This window comes from Sideroxydans sp. CL21, from assembly GCF_902459525.1.
Classification (GTDB): domain Bacteria; phylum Pseudomonadota; class Gammaproteobacteria; order Burkholderiales; family Gallionellaceae; genus Sideroxyarcus.
This window is the reverse complement of the sequence record NZ_LR699166.1, coordinates 1,961,865-1,982,793: the sequence shown is the minus strand read 5'-3', so window position 1 is coordinate 1,982,793 and position 20,929 is coordinate 1,961,865. Positions and strand designations below refer to the sequence as shown.

15 protein-coding genes and 1 tRNA gene are annotated in these 20,929 nt (G+C 52.6%); 15 read left to right on the top strand and 1 reads right to left on the bottom strand.

What is annotated here, in order from left to right; genetic code table 11:
* The first annotated feature begins 368 nt into the window (after window positions 1-368).
* From QOY30_RS09220 to QOY30_RS09210, 3 genes are read left to right on the top strand one after another with little or no spacing between them, the layout of a single operon-like run.
* Complete coding sequence (locus tag QOY30_RS09220; protein WP_283744320.1) at window positions 369-1,274, top strand: hypothetical protein; 906 nt, start codon at window positions 369-371, stop codon at window positions 1,272-1,274.
* Window positions 1,271-1,612 (top strand): helix-turn-helix domain-containing protein, encoded by a 342-nt coding sequence (locus QOY30_RS09215; RefSeq protein ID WP_349496686.1) that lies wholly within the window; start codon window positions 1,271-1,273, stop codon window positions 1,610-1,612. Before QOY30_RS09220 ends, QOY30_RS09215 begins: the two co-directional genes overlap by 4 nt.
* Window positions 1,516-2,520, top strand: a complete 1,005-nt coding sequence (locus QOY30_RS09210; protein WP_283746051.1) for a tyrosine-type recombinase/integrase — start codon at window positions 1,516-1,518, stop codon at window positions 2,518-2,520. Before QOY30_RS09215 ends, QOY30_RS09210 begins: the two co-directional genes overlap by 97 nt.
* Before the next feature lie 34 nt (window positions 2,521-2,554).
* Here the strand turns inward: QOY30_RS09210 and QOY30_RS09205 are convergent.
* A tRNA-Arg gene (locus QOY30_RS09205) sits at window positions 2,555-2,631 on the bottom strand.
* Between the two features lie 381 nt (window positions 2,632-3,012).
* On the opposite strand from QOY30_RS09205, the gene QOY30_RS09200 reads away from it, so the two are divergent.
* From QOY30_RS09200 to QOY30_RS09145, 12 genes are all read left to right on the top strand, one after another.
* Complete coding sequence (locus QOY30_RS09200; RefSeq protein ID WP_283744319.1) at window positions 3,013-3,669, top strand: cupin domain-containing protein; 657 nt, start codon at window positions 3,013-3,015, stop codon at window positions 3,667-3,669.
* A 67-nt stretch (window positions 3,670-3,736) separates the two neighbouring features.
* Window positions 3,737-5,230 (top strand): protein adenylyltransferase SelO, encoded by a 1,494-nt coding sequence (locus tag QOY30_RS09195; protein ID WP_283744318.1) that lies wholly within the window; start codon window positions 3,737-3,739, stop codon window positions 5,228-5,230.
* 406 nt (window positions 5,231-5,636) lie between these two features.
* Complete coding sequence (uvrB, locus tag QOY30_RS09190; RefSeq protein WP_283744317.1) at window positions 5,637-7,661, top strand: excinuclease ABC subunit UvrB; 2,025 nt, start codon at window positions 5,637-5,639, stop codon at window positions 7,659-7,661.
* 103 nt (window positions 7,662-7,764) lie between these two features.
* Window positions 7,765-9,510, top strand: a complete 1,746-nt coding sequence (locus QOY30_RS09185; protein WP_283744316.1) for an alpha/beta hydrolase — start codon at window positions 7,765-7,767, stop codon at window positions 9,508-9,510.
* On the top strand, window positions 9,503-11,023 hold the full coding sequence (locus QOY30_RS09180; protein ID WP_283744315.1) for a hypothetical protein: 1,521 nt from the start codon (window positions 9,503-9,505) through the stop codon (window positions 11,021-11,023). Before QOY30_RS09185 ends, QOY30_RS09180 begins: the two co-directional genes overlap by 8 nt.
* Window positions 11,024-11,059: 36 nt before the next feature.
* Window positions 11,060-12,871 carry a GMC oxidoreductase gene (locus tag QOY30_RS09175; RefSeq protein WP_283744314.1) on the top strand — a complete coding sequence of 604 codons (1,812 nt, stop codon included), beginning with the start codon at window positions 11,060-11,062 and terminating at the stop codon, window positions 12,869-12,871.
* Between the two features lie 31 nt (window positions 12,872-12,902).
* Window positions 12,903-14,729 carry an ATP-binding response regulator gene (locus QOY30_RS09170; RefSeq protein ID WP_283744313.1) on the top strand — a complete coding sequence of 609 codons (1,827 nt, stop codon included), beginning with the start codon at window positions 12,903-12,905 and terminating at the stop codon, window positions 14,727-14,729.
* Window positions 14,722-15,225 carry a low molecular weight protein-tyrosine-phosphatase gene (locus tag QOY30_RS09165; protein ID WP_283744312.1) on the top strand — a complete coding sequence of 168 codons (504 nt, stop codon included), beginning with the start codon at window positions 14,722-14,724 and terminating at the stop codon, window positions 15,223-15,225. The genes QOY30_RS09170 and QOY30_RS09165 overlap by 8 nt, the downstream gene beginning before the upstream one ends.
* Window positions 15,226-15,772: 547 nt before the next feature.
* On the top strand, window positions 15,773-16,240 hold the full coding sequence (gene pedF, locus QOY30_RS09160; RefSeq protein ID WP_283744311.1) for a cytochrome c-550 PedF: 468 nt from the start codon (window positions 15,773-15,775) through the stop codon (window positions 16,238-16,240).
* Between the two features lie 176 nt (window positions 16,241-16,416).
* The gene (locus QOY30_RS09155) at window positions 16,417-17,160 is read left to right on the top strand and encodes a substrate-binding periplasmic protein (protein WP_283744310.1); all 744 of its coding nucleotides are present in this window, start codon (window positions 16,417-16,419) and stop codon (window positions 17,158-17,160) included.
* Between the two features lie 221 nt (window positions 17,161-17,381).
* Complete coding sequence (locus QOY30_RS09150) at window positions 17,382-18,275, top strand: cache domain-containing protein (protein ID WP_283744309.1); 894 nt, start codon at window positions 17,382-17,384, stop codon at window positions 18,273-18,275.
* Between the two features lie 506 nt (window positions 18,276-18,781).
* The gene (locus QOY30_RS09145) at window positions 18,782-20,758 is read left to right on the top strand and encodes a sigma-54-dependent Fis family transcriptional regulator (RefSeq protein ID WP_283744308.1); all 1,977 of its coding nucleotides are present in this window, start codon (window positions 18,782-18,784) and stop codon (window positions 20,756-20,758) included.
* The last annotated feature ends 171 nt before the right edge of the window (window positions 20,759-20,929 follow it).

Genomic DNA, 20,929 nt, shown 5'->3' with positions numbered 1-20,929 from the left:
ACGGATGCGCGCGACAGCGCGCACCGTACAGACGACGGCAGGCGTGGGAGTATTAAGGACGTGCAGCCTAGTAACACAACGTCCTCTAACTGCAATACAGGTGGGTTTACTCCCCTTCGGTGGGGTATAGATAGTTTGTATTTGTCTTACGCAGGCAAGCTCAAGTCACACCAAGACAGTTATTTGAGACGCCTAAAAGAAAAGGCCCAATCTCCTATACCATCTGTCCAAGCCACTGCGCAATTGAAGCTGGAAGGGCATATCTTCGAGGTCAAAGATCGGGGGCTCCCCTATTTCCCTATATTCTTGAAGACAATGCCTTTCGTATTCAGCTCTCCCGTTCATCGGGCAAGGTGCCATTAGCTTATGTGAAGCTGTCCAGCGAGTACCTGACTTATGTCCTCCCCATAACCGCGGAAAAGGAGCTTGAGCCAGTTATTAAGTATGTCGGGGAGGAGGTCAGCGAGGCGAGGGTCAGTCGTATCGATTTATTTGTCGATTTCGTTTCATCCGTCGATATGGAGAGTTGGGATCGCAATGCATGGGTTACACGTGCGCGCTCCATCAACGCCTATTCAGTGGATAACAAGTTCTCCGGTTGGACTGTCGGGCTGGGCGGCATTATCTCGGCACGCCTCTACGACAAGACGCTGGAAATCCAGAAGAGTAAAAAATACTACCTGCATGAGTTATGGCGTCGTGCCGGATGGGATGGCACCTCTAAGGTATGGCGGCTTGAGTTCCAATTAAAGCGGGATGTGCTCATAGAGAAGGGCCTAGTCGGTCTTGATGCTGCGCTCTCTAATCTTAACGGCCTATGGAGTTATGCCACAACGGAATGGCTACGACTGACGATCCCCAATGCGGCCGACGAGACACGCTCACGCTGGCCTATTCATCCTCTATGGGGCTGTCTATCCTCGGTCGATTGGGAAACATCTGGCGGCACTCTCTCAGCCCGTTTCTCGTACGAACGGACACCGCGCAAGGAGGAAGTCTACAGTCGTTATTTGAGTGTACTAACTTCCTTCATGGCGCTGTCCGGCATTCAGGATATGGGTGAAGCGGGCAATGAATTGTTTGGTTGCATGGCTTCACATTTTTCGAAGATGAGCGACGTAATCGGAAAACCGTTAGAGGACTTTGTGAGTGACAAGGTGGCGGTCAAGGAAAGGCAATACAACACACGGATGAATGCGGATCAGGAGGAGGGCATGAAAGAAGTTCTGCGTGATTCTGCCGATGAATACCGCAGGGAATCGGACGGTGAATGATGGAGACTTTCAATCTTGAACAAGCTGCCGAATTTCTTAAGCTGCATCCGGAAGAACTGCGCCGTAGAGCCAAGGGTGGTCGTGTGCCTGCAGCTAAAGTGGGCAAGTGCTGGGTGTTTCTCAAATCTGACCTTGTCGATTACCTGCGCTCGCTTTATGCTGTGCCTCGGCAAGCGTTGCAAGTGATGCTGGGAAAGGAGCTTAACCCATGTCACTTATCAAACGCGGCACGGTCTGGTGGATCGACGTTACCGCCCCCGATGGGGAACGAATACGCCGATCTACTGGCACCGAAGAGGAATCCCTCGCGCAGGAGTACCACGACCGCTTCAAGGTAGAGCTGTGGCAGGTTGCCCGTTTGGGCATAAAGCCACGGCATATGTGGAATGAGGCCGTAGTACGATGGTTGAAAGAGCAAAGCCACAAGGCGACGATCAATACAGACAAGATTCATTTGCGCTGGCTTGATCGTTTCCTGGGCGGCAAGTTTCTGGATGGCATTAATCGCGACCTGGTCGATAAGATCACGGACGCGAAACTTGCCGAGGGTGTTACGCATGCAACGGTCAATCGCACGCTGGAAGTCCTACGCGCTATCCTCCGTCGCTGCGTCAACGAATGGGAATGGTTGGATCGTGCACCTTTTGTGAAGATGCTTAAGGAGCCGACTCGCCGTATCCGTTACTTGACGCACAACGAGGCGCAAAGGCTGTTAGCGGCATTGCCGGAACATCTGGCAGACATGGCGGCATTTTCCCTTGCTACAGGATTACGGCGGGCAAATGTCACTGGTATGCAGTGGTCGCAGATTGATTTGACGCGAAGGCTAGCGTGGATTCATCCCGATCAAGCCAAGGCGCGAAAAGCGATTGCGGTTCCGCTTAACAGCGAAGCCGTCTTGCTGATCCGCAAATGGATAGGGAAGCATCCCACGCACGTTTTTAGCTTCAATGGCAGGCCAATTAGCCAAGTCAGCACAAAAGCTTGGTACAAGGGGCTCGCCTCAGTGGGGATTGAAGATTTCCGCTGGCACGATCTAAGACACACTTGGGCAAGTTGGCATGTGCAGAATGGCACGCCACTTTTTGCCTTACAGGAATTGGGCGGTTGGGAAAGTCCGGAAATGGTGCGGCGTTATGCGCATCTATCGGCTGACCATCTCGCTCCGTATGCGGATCGCCTCTGCGCTCTAAGGGTTGTGGAAGGTTCGGACAATGGCACGTTTACGGCACAAAGCCCAAAATGAAGAAGGGCTAGATTGCTCTAGCCCTTTGATTTATTGGTGCGCCGGAAGAGATTCGAACTCCTGACCCCTTGGTTCGTAGCCAAGTACTCTATCCAGCTGAGCTACCGGCGCATATGTGTTGCTGCGTGATACTAAGTTAGGCCTGCTGCAAGCCTGCCTATAGTACTTTTCCCATTATGAACAGGAAATCCACAACGTATTTTTCTACAACTTAGGAGGAAAACACTGTTCCGAGTCAAACTTCCAACCTTACTCAGAACGCCCCAATCCGTAAGGGCGCGCATATTATCAGGGAATTTAACAATATGGAACAGGGAAGTGGAATATCTGCGTATAGATATCCTTTTTTTCACCAATTGAGCCTTTCCTCTAACTGCCTGGCGGTGAATAACAAGCAATAGCAGTCATCGTCCTGACACTGCTACGGCACAATTCACCCTGAAACGGTGGATAATAAAATCAAGTCAAATCAAGTCAGAGCCAAAGAACACTATGAAATTTAACGACGATATCTCACAGCGAGTTGTGCTTCACTCATACACATTACCTTGGATTGATTCTGGTCAGTCTGGTATACAGAGCAAGCTGCTCGAAGACCGGGCCGATAAATTTTCGCGCTTCACTTCAATCGTAACATACGGAGTAAATACGCTCCTTGAATCTCATATATGCCCCTTGGGGCAGGAAATTCTGGTTCTGGCCGGAGTCTATGAGGACGGTGCAGAGAGTTATGGTGAGGGAACATATATTAAGAATCCACCAGGTTCATCGTACACGGTAGGCTCAAAATCCGGCTGCACCCTATTCGTTAAAAATAACTATCTCCCTCCGGATGACAACCAGCGGACGATTATTGATACTCAAAATACTGACTGGTTTGAGGGGCTTGTTACTGGGTTGACGGTTCTGCCGCTTGCTGAATTTGGTACAAGACATACAGCCTTGGTACGCTGGGCTCCCAAAACAAAGTTTAACCCACACCGCCATTATGGCGGTGAGGAAATTCTGGTACTGAAAGGTGTTTTCGAGGATGAATTTGGTAGTTATCCTGCCGGAACCTGGATGCGCAGTCCCCACATGAGCGCCCACCATCCATTTAGTGTTGATGGTTGCCTCATACTTGTAATGACAGGTCACTTGCTCGATTGAATAACAAGTAACATTAAACAGACCTTTAACTGCAGATCGGGCACCAGCATCCTTACGTGAGGTCACCATGAATAAAATTATCGAAGCGAACAGTATGCAATTCAAGTTCGACAACAGCTATCAGCGTGAGTTGGACGGATTTTATGCGCTATGTCAGGCCGAAGCGGCACCTGCGCCGCGCTGGGTCAAGTTCAACCATGCGTTGGCCGAAGAACTTGGGCTAAGGACGGAAGAGATCGATACGCAGGAAGGGGCGGAAATTTTCTCTGGGAATATTCTTCCACCCGGCGCAGTTCCTATCGCACAGGTATATGCCGGACATCAGTTCGGCAACTTTTCACCACGGCTGGGTGACGGCAGGGCGCTCTTGCTCGGCGAGGTGATCGACCGAATGGGGAAGCGCCGGGACATCCAATTGAAAGGTTCCGGGCGTACCCCTTTCTCGCGCAGTGGAGATGGCAAGGCTGCGATAGGGCCAATGCTGCGTGAATACCTGATGGGCGAGGCCATGTACCATCTCGGCATCCCAACCACTCGCGCTTTGGCAGTTGTTGCCACGGGGGAATTTGTGTATCGCGATACCCCATTGCCTGGGGCGGTCTTGACCCGCGTTGCCGCAAGCCACATTCGCATCGGAACCTTTGAATATTTTGCCTCGCGCAATGACATTGAGTCCGTACGTAGGCTTGCGGACTACACAATCCGGCGTCATTACCCGGAATTGATCGGCAAGTCCTATATTGAGTTTGTGCTTGGAGTGATTGCTCGGCAGGCCGAGCTTGTTGCAAGGTGGATGTGTGTCGGGTTCATCCATGGCGTAATGAACACAGACAACATGTTACTTTCCGGCGAGACCATCGATTATGGGCCGTGCGCGTTTTTGGAGCATTACGACCCCGCAACGGTGTTTAGCTCAATAGACCACAAAGGACGGTACGCATTCGGAAATCAACCCACCATTGCACAATGGAACCTGGCGCGATTTGCTGAAACATTGCTCCCCCTGCTGGACAAAGATAGCGATCGGGCCGTGCAACTTGCGACAGAGGCTATCAATTCATTTTCAGAGCAATACGAAAATGCCTGGCTAACGATGATGCGACGCAAGCTCGGGCTTGAGCGTATCGAAACGGACGATGCAAAGCTGGCGCAGGAGTTCATGGATGCGTTGCAAGACGGGCATGCTGATTTCATTCTGGCATGGCGCAACCTCGCGGATGCAGCGGAATTCAATCCTGTACCCTTGCGGAGTGTGTTTCGCGGCGACATGGCAAAAATCGATGAATGGCTTCCGCGCTGGCAGAGTCGATTGGCCTTGGAGAAAAGAGCGGCTGCGGAAATTGCTGCGGACATGCGGCGCGTTAATCCTTATGTCATCCCGCGCAATCACCTTGTCGAACAAGTGCTGGAAGCAGCCACTATCAATAACGACTTTGCTCCGCTAAACCAAATGCTGGAAGTACTTCGTGACCCTTATACCGAGCGCGAGGCTGCACGCCTTTATGCTGAACCAGCTTCGTCCGAACAAGCTGCATGCCATCGCACATTCTGCGGCACCTGAACTTTGCAGCGACGTGATCTATTCTTTATTCATGTGGAACAGCTTGGATAATAGCGAGGGATGTCTCTGAGAGTGCTGGAACCTTGATCAGCGTTCATCTGCTCTTTGATGGCGAAGAGCTACAATGATTACAGATTTGCTATCAATCCGGTACAAAGCGATATAGCCATTATTTCCATAAGTGATTGGCCCATTCCCTTTATTCAGGTTCCATTTCTACTATTGGTCGACCAACTTCAGGGTGAAGCTCAAGATGGTTGAGGCTTCGGTGACTTACATTAATGTCGATCATAAAGTTAAATCCACGGAATTGGCATTGACCCCTCACCCCTAATCTTTGACAGTCCACTCAATGTCGGCAGGACGAACAATGTAATGCTTTTGCCGGTAAAATAAGCGACTAACCATGAAAACCATCACCTTCCCCGATAGCCCCTATCTCCTGCACCTGCCCTTCGATCCGGCAGGCGACCAGCCCACGGCCATCGCGCAGCTGGTGGAAGGCATTAATGACGGGCTGGCGTACCAGACGCTGCTTGGCGTAACCGGTTCCGGCAAGACTTTCACCATCGCCAACGTGATCGCGCGCACCGGGCGGCCGGCCATTGTTATGGCACCGAACAAGACGCTGGCGGCGCAGTTGTATTCCGAGTTGCGCGATTTCTTTCCCGAGAACGCGGTTGAGTATTTCGTCTCCTATTACGATTATTACCAGCCCGAGGCTTATGTACCGTCGCGCGATGTGTATATCGAGAAGGATTCCAGCATTAACGAGCAGATCGAGCAGATGCGTTTGTCTGCCACCAAATCCATGCTGGAGCGGCAGGACTGCATCATCGTCGCCACGGTCTCGGCCATTTACGGTATCGGCGATCCGGTGGATTACCACGGCATGATCCTGCACCTGCGCGAGCACGAGAAGGTTGCTCAGCGCGATGTGATCCAGCGTCTGGTCGGGATGCAATATGACCGCAATGATGTGGATTTTGCTCGCGGCAATTTTCGAGTGCGCGGCGATGTGATCGATATCTACCCGGCGGAAAGCAGCGAGAACGCGCTGCGCGTGACGCTGTTCGACGACGAAGTGGAATCTCTGGCGCTGTTCGACCCGCTCACCGGCCACATCCAGACCCGCGTGCCGCGTTATACCGTCTATCCGTCCAGCCATTACGTGACACCGCGCGAGACGACTCTGCACGCCATCGAAACCATCAAGGTCGAGCTGGCCGAGCGCATTGCCTTCTTTGTGAAAGAGAACAAGCTCGTGGAGGCGCAGCGCATCGAGCAGCGCACTCGCCACGATCTGGAGATGCTGGCCGAGATTGGTTTTACCAAAGGCATTGAGAACTATTCGCGCCATCTTTCCCAACGCGGACCGAACGAAGCGCCACCGACGCTGATGGACTATCTGCCGCCAAACGCGCTGATGATCATCGACGAAAGCCACGTCACCATTCCCCAGATCGGCGGTATGTACAAGGGCGATCGGGCACGCAAGGAGAATCTGGTCAATTACGGTTTTCGCCTGCCTTCCGCGCTGGACAACCGTCCGCTGCGTTTCGACGAGTTCGAGAAGATCATGCGCCAGACCATCTTTGTCTCCGCAACGCCATCCGTGTACGAAGCCGAGCACACCGGGCAGGTGGTGGAGCAGGTGGTGCGTCCGACCGGACTTATCGATCCGGCCATCGAAGTGCGTCCCGCCACCAACCAGGTGGACGACCTGATGTCAGAAGTGACTTTGCGCACGAACGTGGGCGAGCGGGTGCTGGTTACCACGCTGACCAAGCGCATGGCCGAAGACCTTACCGAATATTTTGCCGAGCACGGCATCAAGGTGCGCTACCTGCACTCGGATATCGAAACCGTGGAGCGCGTGGAGATCATCCGCGATTTGCGCCTTGGCATGTTCGATGTGCTGGTCGGCATCAACCTGCTGCGCGAGGGGCTGGATATTCCCGAAGTGTCGCTGGTGGCGATCCTGGATGCGGACAAGGAAGGCTTCCTGCGTTCAGAACGCTCGCTGATCCAGACCATAGGCCGCGCCGCGCGCCACCTGCATGGTACTGCCATCCTGTATGCAGACCGTATCACCGAGTCCATGCGCAAGGCCATTTCCGAAACGGACCGCCGCCGCGCCAAACAGGTGGCCTACAACGAAGAGCACGGCATCACGCCGCAGTCCATCGTCAAGCGCATCAAGGACATCATCGACAGCGCCTACGACGTGGACGATGAACGCGTGTCGCTAAAGGCAGCGCAAACCCAGGCCAAATATCTGGCGATGAGCGAGAAGGAAGTCTCGAAGGAGATCGCCCGCCTGGAAAAAGAGATGCTGCAATCCGCCAAAAACCTGGAGTTCGAGAAAGCCGCGCAACTGCGCGACCAGTTGAAGAAGCTGCGCGAGAGCGTGTTCATCTCGCCGTTGTGAGCCGGGGCAGGGGGTTGCAGAGGGCTTCGGGTAATGTGGTAGGCTTCGGCTTTCAGGGTGCCAGTACAGTTGTTGACGCATCAACATACTTACAAAAAATAACATGGCGAATGAGGGTGGCAGCGTCAGGATCACGTTTTCAGAAACGATGCGCGGTTATGCCAGCGCAGCGCAAACTACTTTCGCCGATGGTTATACCGAAGGAAGGAAAGCGGGCAACAGCCTGTCCATCGATGTTTCAGTACTCATCCCCGACCTTGCGCATTTTCTGGACGAACCCGCACATATCGGCACGCTCAGCGGCGAGCTAGACAGCCTCCTGCTTGGCGGCGTATGCCCGGTGCAGTCCGGCGTATTCAGGTTGCTGCCGGACACCGCAGACCTCGACCGCAAGGTGATGTACTACCAGTTGTATGCCCTGACGCCACAACAAGAGCCCGTCACTTTCGTCGGCGTAAAGCAGGTGCAGCACGATCAGTTATTCGATCTGTGGCACGACACGACGACTCTCTACGTCAACATCTATCGAGGCCATGTCGATCCGGACAAGGCGGTGCAGGCAGAGCTGTGGGTCACCGGCATCATCGGCCTTGGTGTGGCGGACTTCATCAGGGTGCTGGGGCAATTGCGCGCCACGGCATCTGACGGCAGTTCCAGCCTGGCAGGGCTCGCGCGATTCGGCAGGTTCTTTGCCGGCAAGCTGTGGGATGTCTACGCGCCATCGCTGCCGCTGCCGCCGAACCGTCCCGAACGGCGGTATCCCCGCTTTACTACCGAAGGCGTGAGCAACGCGGCAATCTCGGTGCATCCGTTCAGCACGGGCGACGGACTGACCCTGCAGCTGACCCGTTTCCGGCGCAGCGATTGCGATGACGTAGTGCTGCTTGTCCATGGCCTGACATCTTCCTCCGATATGTTCATCATGCCGGAGCACCAGAATTTGGCGCAAACGCTGCTCGACCAGGGGTATGGCGATGTATGGACGCTCGACTACCGAGGCAGCTGCCGCTTCCCCTATAACCTTGCCCGCCACCGTTACAACTTCGACGACATCGCCCTGTTCGATCATCCGGCTGCCATTGCCGAGCTGCGCAAACACATCGGTCCCGACAGGCGCATCCATATCGTTGCCCATTGCGTCGGCGCGCTGACGGTTGCCATGAGCCTGTTCGGGAAGACGATACAGGGCATCAGCAGCGCCATTCTCAACAGCGTTGCGCTCACGCCTGAAATTTCTTCCTGGGCCAGGGTGAAGCTTGCCGCGGGGCCTTGGGCTTCCGACTATCTGCTCGGCATCGAATATTTCAGCCCGTCGTGGCGGCGCCAGCGGGGCTGGTCGGCAGGCAAGCTGCTGGCGCTGGGCGCCGACTTCGTCCACAAGGAATGCGATTCTCCCGAATGCCATATGCTGAGTTTCATGTGGGGGAACGGGCGTCCTGCGCTGTTCGATCACGCCAATATTGCGCCGGAGACGCACGACCGCCTCGGCGACCTGTTTGGCGGAACGGGTGTGCATTACTACCGGCACGTGCTGAAGATGGTTAGGAACAACAACGCCGCCATCAAATACGATCCTTCCGACCCGCGTTACGCGGCGCTTCCCGACGATTATTTCCGGCAGGCGGTAGAGATGACAACGCCCATCCTCCTGACGCAGGGGCAAGACAACCGCGTGTTCATGGATTCGAACATCATTTGCCATCAGCGGCTGGAGAAGATCTCACCCGGGCGTCATCGGTTGCAGGTATTTACAGGCTACGGGCATCAGGATGTATTCATGGGGAAGAATGTGCATGCAGACATCTTTCCCCGGCTGATCGCATTCCTTCGGGAACACAGTCATGGTTGAAATCCGGTTGCCGCCGGGATTGGTGCTGTGGCCCGGCACCAAAGGTGTCCATCAAAGGATCGGCGTGCTGATCAGCGACATACATTGCACCGATTGCACGGTCGGCAACCAGACGGCGGACGAAACCGACTGGAAGAGTTTTTTCGGCGAACTGGAACTGAAACTCGATGCCTCGACCACTGACGCGAGCGAGGTCGTGCTGATCCTGAACGGCGATGTCGTCGACCTGCTGCGCTCGGGGAAATGGGCTGCCGCGAATGTCTACCCGTGGCGGCGCGACGACCCGGGTTTCGGGAAGATCATACTGGACATCATGCACGACATCGTCGAAAGGCATGCCAGCGACCCGGCAAAAATCAGTGGTTCATCCGGGTTCTTCCACTATCTGCGGAAAATGGTGGAACGGCTGAGACAGCAGACCCGTCACGTCACCATCATTCCCATCGTCGGCAACCATGACAAGGAGCTGCAAGTCGTTCCCGAGGCGCGGGAGATCTATTACCGGCAATGCCTCGGTTTCGCTGCAGACGACTTGGGTGCCGGTTACCGCGAATGGGTGGCGAGACAGATGGGCAGCGATACCGCCGATCCCTGGCCGCTGTTGCCATTCTATTTTGCGGACCCAACTTTGCGCCTGTTTGCAACGCATGGCCAATGGCGCGACAACACGAACTCGCGCACGACCAGTCGCTGGAAATGCCGTCACGGCTGGCAGCCGCAGGCCTGGCGGCAGGAACAGTACCGCGCGTTCAGTGATCCCTGCTTCGGCGATACGATAGCGAGCGGGCTGCTTTCCGGTTTTATATGGAACGCCACTCGTGCCATTGAGCGGGATGTCATACCGTTCGCAATCAATCGTTCCGGGAGTGACGGGATCGAACACATCCGGAATGTGCTGCGCGAAATGGACCTGTATCGCCCGGCTTCAAGAGCCGTCGTGCGCTTGCTGGAAGAGATTGGAAAACTGGATCGCAAGGATGCAAATACGCCGCGGCTTTACAAGGCGGTCGTCGATCAATATCGCTTGAGCCTGCGATTGTGGCTGGATCAGCCGGAGACTTTTCATGCAGCGCCGCTGATATTCAGGATTGTTCTGTTGCCCGTCATTTCATTGTTGAGTCGCCCGCACTGGGCATGGCTGGATACTCTCCTGATGCGCTGGATGGCGAATGCATCGGACAGGCAAGGTGATACGCCTTACGACAAATTGCCGGCGTTCCTCGCCGATTACCGGCCTTGCGGGTTCCACCTGCATGCCGAAGGCCATACCCATTTTGCGATGGAAACCGACCTGCGCTACAGCACTCCGCAACAACCGCGCAATTACACCTATGTGAACCTGGGTGCATGGCGCAACCGCATCGTGCAGAAATTCGGGAACAAGGGCTATCGCCGCCGCAGTGCCGGCCGTGCGTTGATTGTGAGAAGTGCAGATTCCGGCTTGGCTGAAAGCGACTACCGTTTTACCTTGCGCGATATCACGAGTTGGGGAGACCGGCTAGACCGGTGGTAAGAAAATGACGAAACATTGTTCAACGTATCAGGGGGAATGATGGGACCAGCCAGCTCTGTCAGGAATGCGGGAAAATTTCCAGGGAAGCTGGACGCTGTCGTCATCGGCAGCGGTTTCGGCGGTGCGATCAGTTGCTGCAGATTGGCGCAGAAATGGGGGAAGGGCGTGCTGCTGCTGGAGCGTGGCAAGCGCTACCCCATGGGTTCTTTCCCGCGGGCACCGCACCAGATGGCCGACAATTTCTGGAGCGACCCGAACGACAAGGTTCGGCGTCCCAGACACATACACAACCGCAGCCTGCGCGGTATGTATGACATCCGCAATTACTCCAATATGGATGCCGTGGTCTGCGCCGGGTTGGGTGGAGGATCGCTGATCTATGCCAATGTCTTCCTGGAGCCGCCCGAGCATGTCTTCGCATCGGGTTGGCCTGCCGGAATCGACCGGGACTTCCTGCGACCCTATTATGATGTTGCCAGGAACGTTCTCGGTGCGCGTCCCGTTCCTCCCTGGGAGGAAGATCCCCGCCGCCGTATCGAGCGTACCGAATTTTTCCGGGATTTCGCCAGGGAACAGGGACGCGAATCGAGGCTCGCAGATATTTGCGTATTCTTCGGCAATAATTATAACTATAAAGATCCCCGGTCCTTGCCCTTGTCGATCGGCCTGCAGGAAAAGAACCGTTACGGTGCAACGCAAACGTCCTGTACCTATTGCGGCGAATGTGATGTGGGTTGCAACACGCACTCGAAGAATACCTTGGATCTCAATTACCTCCATGTTGCCGAGCATGTTCACGGAGCACGAATTCAAACAGGTTGCCTGGTGGAAAAAATTGTTCCGTTGGATGAACAGGGCGACGAGGACACCACTGCAGACGGCAAGCATGGATATCGGGTGCATTACCTTGAACTCGATGGCGCTGCGACCTTTGTTGACACGCAGCGTGTCGTGGTCTCCGCAGGAACCCTGGGCACGAATGAGTTGTTGCTGCGTTGTCGGGATGTACACAGAACCTTGCCGCGTATCAGCCGACAACTGGGACAGCGCTTTTCCGGCAACGGCGACTTTGTCTCTTTCGTTGTGGAAGGGAAAAAGGCCGCCGATCCGAATTACGGGCCGGTGATCACCCAGTACTCGGATTTCAATCTGTTCAAGGCGCATGATCCGCAGCGGTCTTTCATTCTGGAAGACGCCAGTTATCCGGTATTCATGGCCTGGTTCATCGAAGGCATGCAACCCATGCTCAATCCGTTTGGACTGCTCCGGAAAGTCTGGCATACGCTCAAATGGCTGTGGAAGCGCGTCATGCGGACGCTGATCGGCGGCAAGTGGAGCGGCCAGGTCGCCGACCTTTTTCATGAAATACTTAAGGGAGACCTGTCCTATCGCAGCAGCGTGCTCTTGTGCATGGGGCTGGACAAGGGTGATGGTGTTTTGTCGCTGAAGGAGGGGCGCCTGGATATCCAATGGCCGCAAAAGTCCAGCATGCCGCTTTACCGTGCCATCGTTGATTGCGGCAAGAGATTCAGGGCATTTGCCGGTTCCACTTTCTTTACGCCGCTTCCCACATGGAAATGGCCGATGCGGAACAACATCACGGTGCATCCGCTGGGAGGCTGCGCCCTGGCACATGATTCGGAGCGGGGAGTGGTCAGCGCGGGCAATGACCGCGGTCAGGTTTTTGGCTATACAGGGCTTTACGTTGCGGATGGTTCGCTCCTGCCCGGGGCGGTCGGTGCCAATCCGGCAGCCACTATTTCTGCAGTTTCGGAATGGATAGCTGAAGGGGTTACAGGCAATATACCGAACGCCGATCTCGGCGCGTATCATCTTCACAAGATATAAGCTGCGAATATACAGGACAACATCGCACATCATGCTAGGCGGAATGACCACACAGAACGAACACAATGCAATCGAGGCCGAACTGGTCAATGCCTCTTTTCGAAATGCGAATGATCTCAACTTCGCGGGAGTACTGATCCTTTCCCTGCTGGTCTTTGTTGTGCAGGATGCAACACCCTGGTGGACATGGCTGCCTGGCCTGGTGTTCCTTTATCTCGTTACTTTGTTGCGTGCCATCGAGATCCGGAGATACCGCCGTACACCGGAATATCGCAATTCCAGGCAATGGATATTTGGACAAACGGTCTATTCCGGATTGGCCGGCATTTGCTGGGGTGTGGTGAGTACGCTGCTGCTGATGTATTTGCCAACCGCATTGCAGCTGTTTGTGTTGACCGTTTCTACAGTGGTGGCCGCAACGACCGCTTCCGAAGATATTGTGCTGGTCCTTCCACCACGCGTTTTCATCCTTGCCAGTATCAGTCCGCCAGTCCTTTGGATGTTAATTCAAGACGACCAGATGTATATCGTACTTGCCATCATGTTACTGGCATTCCTTGCAATCGTGATAACGATCGGAAACAAGAAGAGCCACCTCTTTACCGAAGCTCAGCATCTCCGCTTCCAGAACGAGTTTTTGGCAAAAGAATTGTCAAGACAGCGCGACTTGCTGGAGCGGACAAACAAATCGAAATCCCGCTTCCTAGCGGCCGCCAGCCACGATCTTCGCCAGCCTGTGGCCGCGTTGATGATTTTCCTGGAACAGCTTGAATTCGAACAACATCTGTCCATAAAGGGAAAGGGAGTACTGGAGCACGCGCAGCAGGCAACTTCTTCCATGTGCAGCTTGCTGGATAGCCTACTCGATATTTCAAGGCTGGATGGTCAGGCTATCAGGAAATCAATCAGGCCGTTTTCCATCCGGAAGTTGTTTGACGAAATGGAAGATGAATTCCGGCAGCTTGCGGAGCAAAAGGGGCTTCGTCTGAAATTCTCGGCTTGCTCTGCCGTCATAGAAAGCGACAGGGTTTTGATGGGGCAGATTTTGCGCAATCTAGTTTCCAATGCGATCCGCTACACGCCTGCCGGGCGCATTCTTGTGGGGTGTCGTCATCGTCAGGGTATGCTGTCCATCGAAGTCCACGATACCGGCATCGGGATCGCCGAAGATCAATTACCGAAGATTTTCGAAGAGTTCTACCAGGTTGACAATTCCGAACGGGATCGACAACAGGGATTGGGTCTGGGTTTGTCCATAGTCGATCGTGCCGCACGGTTGCTGGGACACACTCTCACTTTGACTACCCGGTTGGGAATGGGATCTTCATTCGCATTAACGGTGCCACTCGCGAAGACTGGCGTTGCCAAAGAACAGTCTGCCCCGCTGCAAGCAGCCACGGCTCCCGTATTGGCAGGAAGGTTGATCGCAGTCATTGAGAATGAAGGCAATATCCGCGCGGGGATGAATAACCTCCTGCAATCGTGGGGCTGCAGGGTAGTATCTGCTGATTCAGCCGCGAACATGATCGAACAACTCGACTCGATGGGCGAGATTGTCGAAATGATCATTTCGGATTTCGGGTTGAGAGGAGGAGTCAACGGCGTGGAAGCGATTGCCCGGATACGTCAACGCTGGGGAGCCGAATTACCTGCCTTGTTGTTCACCGGCGATATCAGCAAAGAGACGCATACCCTTGCCAAAAATGCAGGACTTCCGATTTTGTACAAGCCTGCAAAAGCGGAGACATTGTGCGAGGCCATCACGGATGCGTTTGGAAGTTTTGATATTCAGAAGCCAAAGAACCGGATGTCGGACCCAAACGAAAAGGTTGACCTGCAGGCGAAATGCAATGAATGATATTGGCAAAGTAAGAATTCTGTTTTGCTGCATGGGCAATATTTGCAGATCACCTACTGCCGAGGCGGTGTTTCGCCATTATGTCGCGCAAGCCGGACTGACGGAACAATTCCACATCGATTCGGCGGGTACCCACGATTACCATATTGGCGACCCTCCGGATGCACGCACGCAACGTGCAGCAAAACAGCGCGGTTACGACATGAGCAATTTGCGCGGGCGCCAGGTGGAGGCGGCAGATTTCATGCGCTTCAATTACGTGCTGGCGATGGATGAGGCGAACCTCGATATTCTCAGGCGCCTGCGCCCGCGCGATGTGCAGAGCCACTTGGGCTTGTTCCTGGAGTTCGCACAGCATCACGCCGAACGCGAGGTACCCGATCCTTATTACGGCGGATCGGACGGCTTCGAGCGCGTTCTGGATATGGTGGAGGATGCCTCGAACGGCTTGTTGCTGCACGTCCGGCAACGTCACTTCAGTAATTCACCTGAATGACCCACCGCTAAAGCTCCTGTTGGGTTGTAGCGGGGGGGCTGGGTCAATGACCAGAGCGCAGTGGTGTTGCCACCCCCACGACTTACCACGGTCTCACCTTGGGATTCACTATCTTTGAATTCTTTAGTCCATTGAGAAAATTGAAAATATCGTAGTCTGATTTTTCATCGATCTGTTTCATAGCCCAGTCTTGGCAACCCCAAAGCCAAAGCGAGCAATCTCCAACACGAAGACAATGGATGTTTCCATCTTGTCGTAGTCTATCTCCCAGCCATTCTGCATAGGTTTTTTTGAATTCTGTTGCCTTTTGTAGCACTTGTTCTCAGTTGTGTTGATTTCAACTGTTCATAAATGGGACAAATGCATGGCAATGAGATGAGGATGTTTGCTGCCCGACTTAATAAAGTCTGCCCCAATTCCACTTTGAACGAGTCCACAAGTCATGCGTGACGCGATTAACGCATTGCCGAAGCCACTTAAACTTTAATTGGCATGGCTATTGCACTATGTTGACCATTCTTTAAAAGTGATGTGGAGGAGGTTATAAATGAAACAATATAGAAACGTAATCTTTGCTTGTTCATTGTTCGCAGTTGCATTGTGTCCCTCACTTGCATCGGCTCACGGTGATGTGACACCCCAACCAGTGGATACCAAGACTTTGCCTGCTTTGGGGCCGGAATGGCTTGACGAAAACCCCTACAGTGGACAAAAGGAAGCAACGAGAATAGGAACTTCGGCGTATGCTCAAAATTGCGCACGTTGCCATGGACTGCAAGCGCAATCCGGCGGTATTGCGCCAGATTTGCGGCTATTGGATCGCGATTGTACTGACCTCAATGATGCGAAGAAACAAGCTTGTTATAAAGAGACAGATAAATATTTTTTGGTCTCTATACGCCACGGGAAAGTACGTAATGGCGCTGTATACATGCCACCGTTCGAGGGTTTTTTAAATCAGGAAGCCATGTGGGCTATCAAGACATATCTTGAGTCATTGCGGGTAACCCAATAATTGAAACGTGTTGCATAAATCGCATCTGAAGCGTCCATTGATACTGATTGTTCAATATTACTTATACAAAGAAAAGAGTGCATATGATGAGCAATTTTACTTGTAAAGTACTCGCTGCAATTTTGTCGCTGTCATGCTTAAGTTTGGTCTCATCAGCGCGAGCTGAGGGAGAGTATTTGAAAATCAAACAGTCTGGTACGTTGAAGGTTGCTGTCTATAAAGATTTCGCGCCTTATTCGGCGAATGACGAAGGCATTGATGTTGATATAGCGAACGCGCTGGCAAAAAAAATCGGGCTAACACTGAGCTTGCTTCCATTCCAGGCCCGAGATGACGTAAATGATGATTTGAGAGATATGGTTTGGAAGGGTCACTATCTTGGATATGGTCCGGCTGATGTTCTGCTGCACGTGCCGGTAGATCGGAGACTGATGGCGGAAAATGATAAAGTCGAAATTTTCGCACCTTATCATCGCGAGACGATTCGTCTGGTGAGGGATATACGCAAAGTGCCTGATTTCGAAAATCTCGACTCGATGACAGGCAAGAAGATAGGCGTCGAAAAGCTTTCCATGAGTGCTGTTCTGATGCTAGGCGCTGAAGACGGCAAGTTTCGTGAGAATGTAAAAATCTATTCGACTGCTGCGGAAGCACTTGAACATCTCAAGACTGGCGAACTGGATGGAGTTCTCGCTGCCCGCTCCGAAATTGAATCGGTTTTGAGAAACGATCCAAATTTTCAAATAAGCAAGGTCGAGTTTCAACGCTTGTCATCCGCAGGTTGGGTTGTTGGAATGGCAGTGAAGAAGGATGACGTCGAGCTTATTAAATTGTTACAAGACGCGACCAATGAATTGGTTTCATCTGGCGAGATGACAAAAATATTCGCTAAACATGGCGTACAGTTGGTCACTCCGTGAGATGACGATGAGGGACGTTAGCTCACCTCGGATTTGTGACGTCGAGCATACTTCTGGCTTGCCTGAATGTGTCTAATTGTCCCCGGCATCGTCAGTAACTTTACTTGCCTCGTCCAACGATTAAATATCGCGATGTATCATTTTTGCAGCATCTTATTTACAGCATCGCCGACGATGCGGACTTCGTCGGCGTTTACTTTCTGACTGGAGTAAATTAAATAATGAAATTCAAACTCTCAAATTTCCTGGTTCTACCTCTGCTTGGTGCATCCTGTGTATATGCCGCCGACAATATCCCGCCGAACACTTCTCCCGTGCATAAGGGCTCCATCGAGCGTGCCGAAACCAAGCAAGCTACAGCGTTGCTGGATCGCGCCGTTGATTTTTTGCAGGAAAACGGTCCGGAAAATTCTTTTGGTGTGTTCAGCAACCGCCAAGGCCCATTCGTCAGCAATGAATACTATGTTTTTGTTGTCGGGCTGGATGGAATTATGTATGCCAGCGGTGGCGCTTCAAATTCCCTGATCGGATCAAATGTGCTTAATCTGAGTGATGCATCCGGCATTAATATCATTCGCGACATGCTGGATATTGCAAAGACCAGTGAGTCCGGAGCAATCGAATACCACTGGCTGAACAGTGTTGATAATCGAATAGAAAACACGACGACCCAATTTCGCAAAGTGGGTAAATATCTAGTCTGCGTTGGCTATTACATCCACCGTGCATCGCTTGAAGAAGCGACAGTCATGCTGCACAGGGCAGTTGCATTCCTGAAAAAATCGGGCGGCAAGACTGCATTTGCAGCTTTCAATGATCCCGCAAGTGGTTTCGTCATTAAAGACGAGTATGTTTTTGCCATCGGTCTTGATGACGGCAAGTATCGCGCCTCCGGTGCTGCACCATACCTTACAGGAACGGATGTGCGGGAGTTGACTGATGCAGCTGGAAAACCCATCTTCAAAAAAATGATTGAACTCGCAAAACAAAACGATGGTGGAACTATCGACTACGTCTGGCGTAATCCGGCGACCAACGCCATAGAAAACAAGCACACCCTGATCCAACGGGTGGGCGACGTGCTGCTTGGAGTCGGTTATTACACCAAAGATTAAGATAAGAACGCGTAGAGAAGGAATCGGGTGCGGGGATGTTTGCTTCAAGTCCGTTCACACGCATAACTGTCGTTGCAACTTGTGGGTTGTCAACTCTCGTTTTGATGCAATGCATGAATCTCTGCGGAATGAAATACTTGGCTGAAAGTTGTCATTATTAACCATACACCAAACATTGGAATGTAAATTTTGACCTGCCATCGGAAGATAAATAAAAATTAATAATGTCGGGGCGACGTATCTGTAGTCTTGCGTGCTACTCGCTACGCGCGTAGCATGAATGGAGCTTGCGCCGTTCTGGCGCAGTTTTTGATTGCGCATTCTAGTCATCAAGCTGCATTGAGTCACATGCGCGCGTTATGTTTCATTTTGAATCATAACGGTAAAGTTCCCTCATTCAATATTTGCCAAGGAACAGCCTGAAAAAAAATAATTAATTATCACTGCAGGGAGTAGGGAGCTGATTTATGAAGCTGGGAAAAAACCAAGGAATTAATCATTCCAACATGAACTCATCAGAGCCTTCGCAATTGCACAGCGGGCACACTATGGAGCCTGCATCAAGTACGCTTTCTGTCAGTGATAGCCTCATCATGATAGAAGAATCGCATCAGCGTTCCGCTGCTTTTGGCCTGGACAAAGAAATAAAGCCCGAGTTCAGCCCCCTGCACCGTACTGATTTGTCCCTGTTGATTGAAAAAAACCAGCGCTTGCACACGCATGCGGTGCCGGTAATGGAAACACTCTACGAGCAAATCTTCAATACCCACAACATGGTGCTTCTGACCGATGCGAACGGTGTGATCATGCATTCGCTGGGTGATGATGATTTCCTGGAAAAAGCGAATCGTGTCGCGCTCAGTCCCGGTGTCGCCTGGTCGGAAGAAAGCAAGGGCACAAATGCGATCGGAACTGCGATTGCCGAGCAAAAGCCCATGCTTGTCCATGCTGACGAACATTATTTGTGCGCCAATCATTTCCTGACTTGTTCTGCCGCGCCCATCATAGACTGCCAGGGAAAAGTGATCGGCGTACTGGATGTTTCCGGTGACCAACGCAGTTATCACAAACATACGATGGCACTGGTGCGCATGTCCGCGCAAATGATCGAAAATCAATTGTTCCTGTCGGCATTTGAGGACGCGATCATCCTGCATTTTCATCCGCGTCCGGAATTTATCGGCACCCTGATGGAGGGCATCGCATCATTCTCTCCCTCTGGTCGCTTCCTTTCCGCCAACAGGGTTGGTCAATTCCAACTCGGCCTTTCGCTGGTTGCGCTTCAATCGCACACCTTTAGCTCCCTGTTTGGTTTGCCGGTTTCCTCTTTGTTTGACCATTACCGTACTGCAACACCCGGCTTGTTGAGTCTTTGTTTACACAATGGCATACGGGTATTCAGTCGTGCGCAACTAAACCGCACCAATAACGCGTTCCAGCATGTTTCCAATACGACTGTTCACGAACCAAGGCAGAAGGAAGTTCAGCAAGACAGCCCGCGGCTGTCATGTTTACGCTATTTGAACACCGGCGACCCGCAACTCGCAGCAGTAATCGACAAAGTCAAAAAGGTGCTGGGGCGCGACATTCCTATCCTGATTGTGGGTGAAACCGGCACCGGCAAGGAATTGCTTGCGCAAGCGATCCATAACGATTCTCCGCGATCGAAGAGTCCGTTCGTCGCAGTAAACTGCGCTTCCATCCCGGAGACATTGATCGAGTCGGAACTGTTTGGTTATACCGACGGCGCTTTTACCGGTGCACGCAAGAAAGGCAGTGTTGGCAAAATCCTGCAAGCAAACGGGGGAACTCTGTTTCTGGACGAAATTGGCGATATGCCGCTCAATCTTCAGTCGCGTCTGTTACGCGTACTTCAGGAACGTCTAGTCACGCCGCTTGGCAGTACCCAGTCAATAGCGGTCAATGTCGAACTGATCTGTGCAACCAATTGCGATCTGCGGGCCATGATAGCCAAGGGTGAATTTCGCGAAGACCTGTATTACCGTATCAATGGATTGGTGGTAAGACTACCCCCGCTTCGCGAGCGAACCGATCTCGAACCTGTGATAGAAAAAATTCTAGCTGCCGAACCTACCGATGTTCCCCATGTAGTTTCGCCTGAAATCATGAAATTGTTCAAGCGACATCGCTGGCCGGGAAACTTTCGCCAGTTGTCGAATCTATTGCGCACGGCCATGGTGATTGCCGGCGATGAGAGGGAGATACGGCGCGAACATTTGCCGGATGATTTTCTTGAAGATGTCGAAGCTTCCAAAACCGAATGCACTGGCGAAAGCATTGAAAGAAATGAAACCGTCAATATTGCCGATCACTCGATCATCAGCCATGCCAATCTTGAGAAAATAAAAATTTCCACCATTCAAAAGATTCTGGAGGAGAACGACGGCAATGTATCGGCGACCGCCAAAATGCTTGGCGTATCGCGCAATACTATCTATCGCCACAACGCGACAAAAAAATAACACCCCGTATACGTTGATCGCGTTACGTAGTACCCATCATGTAAAACAAACCTGCTGAGTTTTGTTCGGCGGAATTTCTACAGCCGAATGTTTTCCATTGCAGCCCGATACTACCGATTACCTTGAGTTAAGTGGCACAGTATTTGCATTGCTTTCCATGCCCCATGCAGG